At 61.2% G+C, this 10,148-nt stretch carries 6 protein-coding genes; all 6 read left to right on the forward strand.

Annotated elements, in window-relative coordinates:
- Nucleotides 1-356: 356 nt before the first annotated feature.
- The gene (locus DJFAAGMI_RS20845) at nt 357-1,880 is read left to right on the forward strand and encodes a TolC family outer membrane protein (RefSeq protein ID WP_211458787.1); all 1,524 of its coding nucleotides are present in this window, start codon (nt 357-359) and stop codon (nt 1,878-1,880) included.
- Nucleotides 1,881-1,923: 43 nt separating this feature from the next.
- On the forward strand, nt 1,924-2,160 hold the full coding sequence (locus DJFAAGMI_RS20850) for a hypothetical protein (RefSeq protein ID WP_167003180.1): 237 nt from the start codon (nt 1,924-1,926) through the stop codon (nt 2,158-2,160).
- A gap of 41 nt (nt 2,161-2,201) precedes the next feature.
- Nucleotides 2,202-4,475 carry a type I secretion system permease/ATPase gene (locus DJFAAGMI_RS20855; protein WP_249334586.1) on the forward strand — a complete coding sequence of 758 codons (2,274 nt, stop codon included), beginning with the start codon at nt 2,202-2,204 and terminating at the stop codon, nt 4,473-4,475.
- Complete coding sequence (locus tag DJFAAGMI_RS20860; protein ID WP_211458788.1) at nt 4,472-5,884, forward strand: HlyD family type I secretion periplasmic adaptor subunit; 1,413 nt, start codon at nt 4,472-4,474, stop codon at nt 5,882-5,884. The genes DJFAAGMI_RS20855 and DJFAAGMI_RS20860 overlap by 4 nt, the downstream gene beginning before the upstream one ends.
- Nucleotides 5,885-5,917: 33 nt before the next feature.
- Entirely contained in the window at nt 5,918-6,556 is a 639-nt protein-coding gene (locus DJFAAGMI_RS20865; protein WP_211458789.1) for a response regulator transcription factor, read from the forward strand.
- Nucleotides 6,557-6,867: 311 nt separating this feature from the next.
- Nucleotides 6,868-10,148: retention module-containing protein (locus DJFAAGMI_RS20870; protein WP_472924649.1), on the forward strand; the 3,281-nt coding region annotated here is incomplete at its 3' end.

The raw sequence follows: 10,148 nt of genomic DNA on the forward strand, positions 1-10,148 counted from the left end.
CCGCGTGATTTGTTTGACCTCGGGTTTGGTAGCGCCATCCCTTCAGCACCGCCAAGCGGTGGCTTGTCAGGCAAAAGTGATGAGTTTTGTCGATCAGGCAACAAGCTTGACCTGACCTTCAGTCTCCTGCGCGGCGCTGGCATGACGCCAAAGGTTGTGAGCAAGAGAGTTACAGAGTTCCATTTTGCGAGTTCTGAGGCCGTCTGCGATGCCTTGCCGGGCAGCAGCGAGCCTGTCCACATCAACACCAGCTTCCGCGGGGAGCGACTTGTAGAGGTCGTTCCGATTGCTCTCGCTCATTCGTTGGCGGGCCAGACATCGCATTGCCCGGTCGGAGTCAAACAAGAGGGATAACAATGAAATTCAGTCAGATTGCACAAGTGGTTGCCACTTTGGGCGTGGCCTCGTGGGCCATGGGAGGCATGGCCCAGACAACCATGAATGCACAGCAAGCCAACGAGCAAGGTGTCGCACTGCAAAAAGTGGTGGAGCAGGCACTGATGACGCATCCGGAAGTGCAGGCACGATTTCAGGATTTCACTTCGTCCGCCGAAGGTCAGAACGTGGCTCGGGGCGGCTGGCGTCCACAAGTCACTGCGCAAGGTTGGGTCGGGCGCGAGTGGCGCAGCCATATTCAGGATTCACCCTCGCAGAACTGGAACCGTCCGGGCTGGAATCTGCAACTGCGTCAGCTGATCTTTGATGGTTTCACCACCAGCAGCAATATTCGCCAACTGGGCTTTGAGAAGCTTTCAAAGTTCTACGATCTGCGTGCCACCACGGAGAACCTGGCCAATGATGTGGTCGCGGCCTATCTGGATGTGCAGCGCTACCGTGAAATGGAAAAGCTGGCGCGTGAGAACTTCGGCACCCATCAGGTGACGCTGGGCCAGTTGCGCGAGCGCCAGCAGTCCGGCGTGGGCCGTGGCGTTGACCTGGAGCAGGCCAGCGGCCGTCTGTCCCTGGCACAGACCAATCTGATGACCGAGAGCAACAACCTCAACGATGTGATGCAGCGCTACCGTCGCGTGGTGGGCGAGTATCCGGCGGCCACGCTGGATCCGGTACCCGAGGTGACTGGCAAGCTGCCGGTGTCCGGGGTTGCCAAGGATTTTGGCGATTCGCTGCGCGCGAGCCCGCTGCTGCTGTCGAAACAGGCCCTGGTGCAAGCGGCCGAGGCAGGTCAGAAGGCCGCCAAGGGGGCGCATATGCCCAAGCTGGAATTGCTGGCATCCACCGGTCGTGACCGTGACCAGAACTCGCCGGCCTACTGGGATGTGCAGAGCTCGCGGGTGCAGCTGATGCTGACCTACAACCTGTATCGCGGCGGCGCGGACGAGGCACGTCTGCGCCAGACGATCGCCCAGGGCTATGCGGCCCAGGACGTACGCGATTACACCTGCCGCAATCTTCAGCAGGAGCTGTCGATTACCTGGAACAACATGGCCCGACTGCGTCAGCAAACGCCGTTCCTGCGTGAGCATGTTCTTTCCACTGCCAAGGTGCGCGTGGCGTATCAGCAGCAGTTCAAGATCGGTCAGCGTTCGCTGCTGGACCTGCTGAATACGGAAAACGAGTTGTTCGATGCGCAGCGTGCCTTGGTCAATGCTCAATATGACCTGAAAAAGGCCGAGTACCAGTGGCTGACCTTGTCCAGCCAGATTCTGCCGGTGCTGGGCCTCGCACAGCCGCATGACGATAGCCGTCCTGAGGAGCAGCAGGCACTGACCTTGCCCGATGACTTGCTGCGCAGCTGCAAATCCTCGGTGCCGGACACCAACAATCTGACGCCGGTGCCTGCCAGCATGGAGGCCGAGCAAGGTGCTCCTGTGCAAGCTCCAGCTCCAGTGTCTGCACCGGCCGCAGCTGTCCGCCAGTGATGGCTGCCGGCATCTGGCGCATCTTTAGTGGGAGTTGAACAAGATGGATAAAAGCGATTCACCACCTTCAGAGCGGTCTTCCCGGCGGGAGCTGTCGGCACTGGATGCGGATTTCATCCGCGTTCTGGAGGACTTGATTGATGCCTTGCTTGCCAATGGAACCTTGCGCTTGACGGATCTTCCGCCGCAGGCGCTGGAGAAGCTGAGCCAACGCAAGCAGGCGCGCCAGCGCATGCGCAATTCGCTGGACTTGATTGATGACGACGAAGAGCTTTTATAGGTTGATTGTTGAAGATGACCAAACCAGACGTTGAACCTACTATGGCATCGGTCAGCGGTACGGATGCGACCCAGAAGCGAGGGCATGGTGCTTCGCCGGACACGGCGGAGCAGCAGGCCGGCCCGGCTTTCCTGGGAGCGCGCGGCTCAGGGCATGCTCCGGCTGGAGACTGGCGCATACCTGCCCACGAGACCCATGCCGATCCCTTGCTGGACTGCCTGGTTCAGCTCACCAACCTGCACGGCAAGCCCTATACCGCGCAGGCACTGAGCAATGGTCTGCCACTGGTGGACCAGCGTCTGACGCCTTCGTTGCTGGCTCGGGCCGCGGCTCGCGCGCAGTTCAGCACGCGCATCGTGCAGCGCGGTCTTGATGATGTCCCCCAGGGTTTGCTGCCGGCCATTTTGATTCTCCATGGCGGCCGTGCCTGCCTGTTGCTCAGGGCCCAGGAGAGCGGTCGCTTCCTCGTGCAGTACCCGGAGTCGGATAGTCCGGTCGAGGTCGAGGCCCGGGTTTTGCTGCAGGACTATGCGGGGCTGATGTGCTTCGTGCGTCCCCAGTTCCGCTTCGAGCCGCGCTCCGTGCAGCAAGGCATGGAGCCACGCAGCAGTCACTGGTTCTGGGCCGTGATTCTGGAGAATCGGCGCCTGTATCGCGATGCCTTGCTGGCTGCCGTGCTCATCAATGTCTTTGCGCTGGCCATGCCCTTGTTCAGCATGAATGTGTATGACCGCGTGGTGCCCAACAACGCGGTGGAGACATTGTGGGTGCTGGCGATCGGCATTTCCTTGGTGCTGATCTTCAACTTCGTGCTGACGACGACGCGTGCCTATGTCGTGGACGCGGCGAGCAAGCGTGTGGATGTGCAGCTGTCAGCGCAGATCATGGAGCGGGTCCTGGACTTGCGCATGGAAAGCCGGCCAGCATCCGTCGGTTCGTTTGCGGCCAATCTGCGCTCGTTTGAGTCGGTTCGCGACTTCATTGCGTCTGCCAGCCTTACGACCCTTGTGGATCTGCCCTTTGTACTGTTGTTCCTGGTGGCGATTGCCTGGGTTTCGCCCTGGATGCTGATTCCTCCCGTGGTGGCGATTGCCGCGATCTTGCTGGTCTCCTTCTGGGCCCAGGCGCGCATGGAGAGCCTGACGCTCAAGACCTTCCAGGCCTCGTCTCAGCGCAACGCGTTGCTCGTGGAGTCGCTGACCAACCTGGAGGCCGTCAAGACGCTCAACGCCCAGGGCGGCGTGCAGCGTCTGTGGGAGAGTTCCACCCAGTACATCGCCTATATGGGCGGCAAGATCAAGTTCATTTCGTCGGGCACGGTGAACTTCGTCCAGACCCTGCAGCAACTGGTCACCGTGGCGGTGGTCATCGTCGGTGTGTACCAGGTGCAGGATTCGGCGCTGTCCATGGGCGGCATCATTGCCGCCTCCATGATTGCGGGGCGCTGCCTGGCGCCTTTCGGTCAGGTCGCAGGGCTGATGATGCAGTTCCACAATGCGCGCACCTCGCTCAATTCCATCGACAACTATATGAAGATGCCGGTCGAGCACGAAGCGGACCGGGAGTTCGTCTCGCGCCCGGATCTGCGTGGCGCCATCGAATTTCGCAATGTCAGCTTCAGCTACCCGGGCAGCGAGCAGGCCAGTCTTTCTGGCGTGAGCTTTTCGGTCCGGCCCGGGGAGAGGGTCGGCATCATCGGGCGTATTGGCTCGGGCAAGACCACGCTGGAAAAGCTGGTTCTGGGTCTGTATCAGCCCACTGAGGGCTCTGTGCTGATTGACGAAGTGGATGCTCGTCAGATAGATCCCGTGGACCTGCGCCGGGCCATCGGACATGTGCCGCAGGATCCTATGCTGTTCTATGGCAGCCTGAAGCACAACCTGCTGGTGGGGGCACCGTTCGCGGGCGAGTCCGATATGTTGCATGCGGCGCGTATTGCCGGAGTGGATGAGTTCGTGGCGCGCAACCCCAAGGGCTATGACATGCTGGTGGGCGAGCGTGGCGAGTCGCTCTCTGGCGGCCAGCGCCAATCCATTGCGGTCGCCCGTGCCCTGATCAACGACCCGGCCATATTGCTGCTGGATGAGCCCAGCAGCAATCTGGACAATCAAAGCGAAGCCCAACTCAAGCGACGGCTGGAAGAGGCTGCCCAGGACAAGACCATTTTGCTGGTCACGCATCGCACGGCATTGTTGACCCTGGTTGACAGGTTGATCGTGATCGATGGCGGCAAAATCGTTGCCGATGGTGGCAAGGAGCAGGTCATCGAGGCCTTGAAACAAGGACGGATTGGCGGAGTAGGAGGGCGAGCATGAGCGAGTCCAAAGCAGAGAAAAAGTCCTCGCGCTTCAGCAATGCACTGAAGGCACGCTGGTCGCGGCTGGAGCGATGGCTGCTTGACGGTAGCGAGGTGGTGGGAACGCATCAGCCTGAAGATCTCAAGGCCGATGCGCAATGGGCGGCAGGGCAGCAGCAGGCGCGCGGCTCTCGCCTGCTGATATGGGTGGCCTTGGTCACCGTGCTGGTTCTGGTGCTCTGGGCCTGTCTGGGCCGCATCGACGAAGTGGTTCGAGGCCAGGGCAAGGTGGTTCCCTCGCGTCAGGTTCAGGTGGTGCAGAGCCTGGATGGCGGCATCGTCAAGGAAATTCTGGTGCATCCCGGCGAGCATGTGGAGCAGGGTCAGGTCATCTTGCGTATCGATCCAACGCGCTACAGTTCGTCCCTCGGGGAGAACAAGGCCGAACTGCTGGCATTGAAGGCCAAGGCTGCGCGCCTTCAGGCCCTGGCATCGGGCGAGCCCTTCAAGGCTCCGGAGGATGTGCAGGCGCTGGCGCCTCAGCTGGTGGAGATGGAGCGGCGCATGTTTGAGAGCCGCTCCCAGGAACTCAACACCAATGTCAATATTGCGCGCGACCAACTGCGTCAACGTCAGCAGGAGTTGCGCGAAACCCAGGCCAACCGGGACCAGGCCTCGTCCAGCTGCAGTTTGACGTCCGAAGAGCTTTCGGTGACCCGTCCTTTGCTCAAGAGTGGTGCGGTGTCCGAAGTGGATTTGCTTCGCCTGCAACGCGATGTGGCTCGCTTCTGTGGCGAGGCCAAGGCAGCCGGTGCACAGATCGGGCGTATTCAGGCGGCGATTCAGGAGGCGGAACGCAAGATCCAGGAGTCCGAGCTGAATATGCGCAACCAGTCCCGCTCCGAGCTCTCGGACACCCAGGCCAAGCTGGGGACTCTGGAGCAAGGCAAGGTGGCGCTGGAGGACCGGGTCAAGCTGGCCGAGGTGCGCTCGCCCGTGCGCGGCACGGTCAATACCTTGATGGCCAATACCGTGGGCGGTGTCGTGCAGCCGGGCAAGGACATCCTGGACATCGTGCCGCTGGATGACACCTTGTTGATGGAAGTGCAGGTCAATCCACGCGACATCGGCTTCTTGCACTTTGGTCAGCAGGCGGAGGTGAAGTTCACGGCCTATGACTTTGCCATCTACGGAGGTTTGCAGGGGAAATTGGAGCAGATCGGTGCCAACACCGTGACGGATGAGAAAGGGAATTCCTTCTATGTCGTGAAGGTGCGCACGGACAAGGCCCATGTGGGCGATGACTCGCGTCCCATCATTCCCGGCATGCAGGCGGAAGTGCACATCCTGACGGGCAAGCGCACCTTGATGCAGTATCTGCTCAAGCCGATTCTGCGTGCCAAGTCCAATGCCTTGATCGAACGTTAGTTCATGGATCACCAACAATTAAAAAGGAACTCTATGAATGCCTTGCCTGTATTGATGCTGACCCAGGATGCCACGCTGTGGCGGGAATGGCAGCAGATCGCAGGCCCTCAGTGGATGCCTGCGCGCGGCCAGAGTCTGGCCGATTTGCAACGCTGGAAGCAGCAAGGCCGTACCGTGGTGGTGCTGGATGCAGCCCTGCCAGCCTTGCCGGAATCGACTGCTTCACGCTGGAATGAGCTGCTGAAGGGTCTTCAGGTTCTGGTTCTCAGCAACCGCCCCAGCGATGAGGAGGGCCGGAACTTGCTGTCCCGCGGAGCATGTGGCTATGCCCATGCGCAATCGGGCTCGGAAGTGCTGTCGAGGATGTTGCAAAGCATGGCTGGCGGCAACATCTGGCTCGGTCGTTCTCTGCTGCAGCGCTTGTTGCGCGATGTGGACGCCCGCCTGCCTGAGCAGGAGTCGGACTGGGCTGAACCATTGTCCGCACGCGAGCAGGAGGTCGCCCGCTATGCATCGCTGGGCGACAGCAATGCCGAGATTGCCGAACGCATGTCGATCAGCGAGCGTACCGTGCGCGCCCATCTGTCGGCTGTCTTTGAGAAACTGCAGGTGCAGGATCGATTGATGTTGACATTGAAGGTTCACGGCATCGGGCGCAGGCAGCTGGCCTGAGACCGATCTTGGCGCTGCCGATGCCGAAATAGTCACTTCAGGCGTTGCCTCTTTGAGCGCCTGCTTCTGAAAAGCCTGAAGCCTGCATATGCAGGCTTCAGGCTTTTTTGATGTTCGGCAGCAGACACCGAATAAAACCGATCCCGATTGGCTTTGACGCCAATAGTGCGGTGGTGTGTTGGCTTCTACTATGTCAGCTGAATTATTGGACAGGTGCCTTTGTGCACCTTCACTTTTTAATCTGACTGGATAGGCAGACCCTCATGGCAGCTCAAACCGTTCTCGTTACCAAACTCACTGGCCAGGCTTGGATGCGTGGTCCTGATGGCAATCTGACGGTACTCCATGAAGGCATGCGTATTCCCGCCGATGCCGAGATCGTTACGGCGTCCGGCAGCACCGTGCAGCTGCAGGCTGATGGGCAGCCACCGCTGATAGTGGGCGAGAACCAGGATGTGCATCTCACTGCTGACCTGGTTCAGCCGCCTACAGTGGAAGAAGCTGCTGTAGCGAGCCCTGCGAGCACCGAGATCGACCAGATCATTGCGGCCATCAATGCCGGAGGGGACCCGTTCGATGAGCTGGATCCCACGGCAGCCACATTGTCCGGCGGCAGCGAAGGTGGCAGCACTTTTGTGCGTCTTTCCAGCATCATTGAGGCCGTGTCGCCGCTGGCGTTGGAATACGGACGTTCTGCTCCAGTGACTACAGTGCTTCCGCTTTTCAGTGGGGTGGGCGCTTTGCCGGAAGGCGCCGATCAAGGGACGCCGACCCAGCCTACGAGCACTCCCCAGGCTAGTGCGGACTCGGGCGTGACCTTCGAGGATGCTGTATCTGCCTTGCAAGGCAATGTTCTGAGCAACGACAAGCTGGGTGAAGGCAGCATCACAGAACATCGTGTGGCTCTGGTTGGTGCAGACCAAGGGTTGTACGGCAAGATCATCCTCAATGCCGACGGCAGCTACAGCTATCAGCTCGATAACGGCTTGAAGGCTGTGCAGGCATTGGCTGAAGGTGAGACCCTGGTTGAGACCTTTACCTACACCCTGGTCGATAAGGACGGTGCCAGCTCGACTGCGACATTGACTGTCATCATCGTCGGCACCAACGATGCCCCCGTTCTCAGTGGCAACACTGACGGCGCTGTGGTCGAGGACGGTGCTACCACCGCCACCGGCAAGCTCGACGTCAGCGACGTCGACACCACCGACACGCACACCTGGAGCGTGAACAACGGCGGCAAGGGCAGCTACGGCTCCTTCTCCGTGGACGGCTCGGGCAACTGGACCTACAACCTGGACAACGCCAACAAGGACGTGCAGGCCCTGGCGGAAGGTCAGAAGGTCACCGATACCATCACCGTGACCGTCGACGACGGTCACGGCGGGACAGCGACTCAGACCATAACCGTCACCATCACTGGTACCAACGACGGTCCGGTTTCCACTTCCATTTCCGACACTTCGGGCATCGATGCTCAAACCGGCGTGAGCTATGACGTATCCAGCCATTTCTCGGACCCTGACACCAGCGACAAACTCACCTACACCGCGACCGGCTTGCCGCCCGGCCTGAGCATCGATCCGAACACCGGCCTAATCACTGGCAGCATCGATCATTCCGCTTCGCAGGGCGGCAACAACGGTGTCTACACGGTCACTGTGACTGCGACCGATCCGTCCGGCGCTTCGTCCTCCCAGAATTTCAACTGGGACGTCACCAACCCGGCTCCCTCTGCAGCCGACGATACTGGTACCACGGACGAGGACACCACGCTAAATGTCGACGCTCAGAACGGCGTCTTGGTCAATGACGCCGACCCGGACGGCGACACCCTGACTGTCTCGCAAGTCAATGGTGCCACCGCCAGCGTAGGCACGCCGACGGCTGGCTCCAACGGTGGCACGTTCATCCTGAATGCCGACGGTTCGTACTCGTTCAATCCCGGCAATGCCTTCCAGTACCTGGCTACCGGCCAGACGGCAACCAGCTCGATCACCTATACCGTCACGGACAGTGAAGGCGGTACCAGCATCGCCACGCTGACCATCACCATCACCGGTCAGACCGATGCGCCTCCGGTCATCACGCCCGAGGACAGCGACGGCGGTGTGAGCACTGCCCACAACAGCGTGGTCGAAGGCACGGGCAATACCGTCACCGGTTCCGTGACAGTCACCGCCGAAGCCGGCATCGCCGGCGTCACCGTCGGCGGCAAGGACATTACTGGCGCCACCGCCACCAGCCCGGTCGTCATCACCACTGACAAGGGCATCTTGACCGTCAGCGGCTACGATGCTGCCACCGGTAAGATCACCTACGCCTACCAGGAGACCGGCGGCGCCGCCGACCACAGTGCTGGTGACGACTCGGTCCGCGACCTGTTCCAAGTGTCCGTCACGGATTTTGCCGGCGAGACTCGCAGCAACGACCTGGTCATCCAGATCACCGACACGGCNCCCGAAGCCAAGCCCGACACGGCCTCCGTCACGGAAGACACCGGGCTGAGTGCCAGCGGCAACGTCATCAGCGGCACCGGCGCCGACACCCTGGGGGCCGATGCCNCCAGCGTCGTGGGCGTGGCCAAGGGCACCGTCAACGCTGGCCAGAACGTCAGCGGCAGCGTCAACACCGAAGTCAGCGGCGAGTACGGCAAGATCGTGCTCAAGGCCGACGGCAGCTACACCTACGAGCTCAACAACAACGACCCCCGCGTGAACGCGTTGCTCGATGGTCAAAAGCTCGAGGACACCTTCACCTACACGATCCGGGACGCTGACGGCGACCTCAGCACCACCACCATCACGGTCACCATCAACGGCCACACCGATGGTGTGCCGGGCGTGACCATCCCCGACGCCAACGGCGCCGAAGCCGGCAACGTCAGCATCGCCGAGAACGCCACCCAGCCGGTCACCGGCACACTGAGCGTCTCCGCTCCCGAAGGCCTGGCCAGCGTCCAGATCGGCAACGTCACACTCACCGCAGCCGAGCTGCAAGCACTGGGCACCACCCCGCGTGTCATCACCGGCAGCGAAGGCAAGCTCACGCTGACCGGCTACGACGCCAGCACCGGCAAGATCAGCTATAGCTACCAGCAAGACGGCACGGCCAAGGACCACACCGCAGGCGACGACTCCGTCAAGGACAGCTTCACGGTCACCGTCACCGATGCGGCCAACCAGAGCAAGTCCGACAGCCTGGTCGTGCTCATCACCGACACGGCCCCCGAAGCCAAGCCCGACACGGCCTCCGTCACGGAAGACACCGGCAACGTCATCAGCGGCACCGGCGCCGACACCCTGGGGGCCGATGCCNCCAGCGTCGTGGGCGTGGCCAAGGGCACCGTCAACGCTGGCCAGAACGTCAGCGGCAGCGTCAACACCGAAGTCAGCGGCGAGTACGGCAAGATCGTGCTCAAGGCCGACGGCAGCTACACCTACGAGCTCAACAACAACGACCCCCGCGTGAACGCGTTGCTCGATGGTCAAAAGCTCGAGGACACCTTCACCTACACGATCCGGGACGCTGACGGCGACCTCAGCACCACCACCATCACGGTCACCATCAACGGCCACACCGATGGTGTGCC

The organism is Comamonas brasiliensis (assembly GCF_018292285.1).
GTDB classification, from domain to species: domain Bacteria; phylum Pseudomonadota; class Gammaproteobacteria; order Burkholderiales; family Burkholderiaceae_C; genus Comamonas; species Comamonas brasiliensis.

Excerpts from the sequence above, each read along its gene's own strand:
- DJFAAGMI_RS20845 (WP_211458787.1), top strand. The coding sequence starts at position 357 with ATGAAATTCAGTCAGATTGCACAAGTGGTTGCCACTTTGGGCGTGGCC.
- DJFAAGMI_RS20850 (WP_167003180.1), top strand. The coding sequence starts at position 1,924 with ATGGATAAAAGCGATTCACCACCTTCAGAGCGGTCTTCCCGGCGGGAG.
- DJFAAGMI_RS20855 (WP_249334586.1), top strand. The coding sequence starts at position 2,202 with ATGGCATCGGTCAGCGGTACGGATGCGACCCAGAAGCGAGGGCATGGT.
- DJFAAGMI_RS20860 (WP_211458788.1), top strand. The coding sequence starts at position 4,472 with ATGAGCGAGTCCAAAGCAGAGAAAAAGTCCTCGCGCTTCAGCAATGCA.
- DJFAAGMI_RS20865 (WP_211458789.1), top strand. The coding sequence starts at position 5,918 with ATGAATGCCTTGCCTGTATTGATGCTGACCCAGGATGCCACGCTGTGG.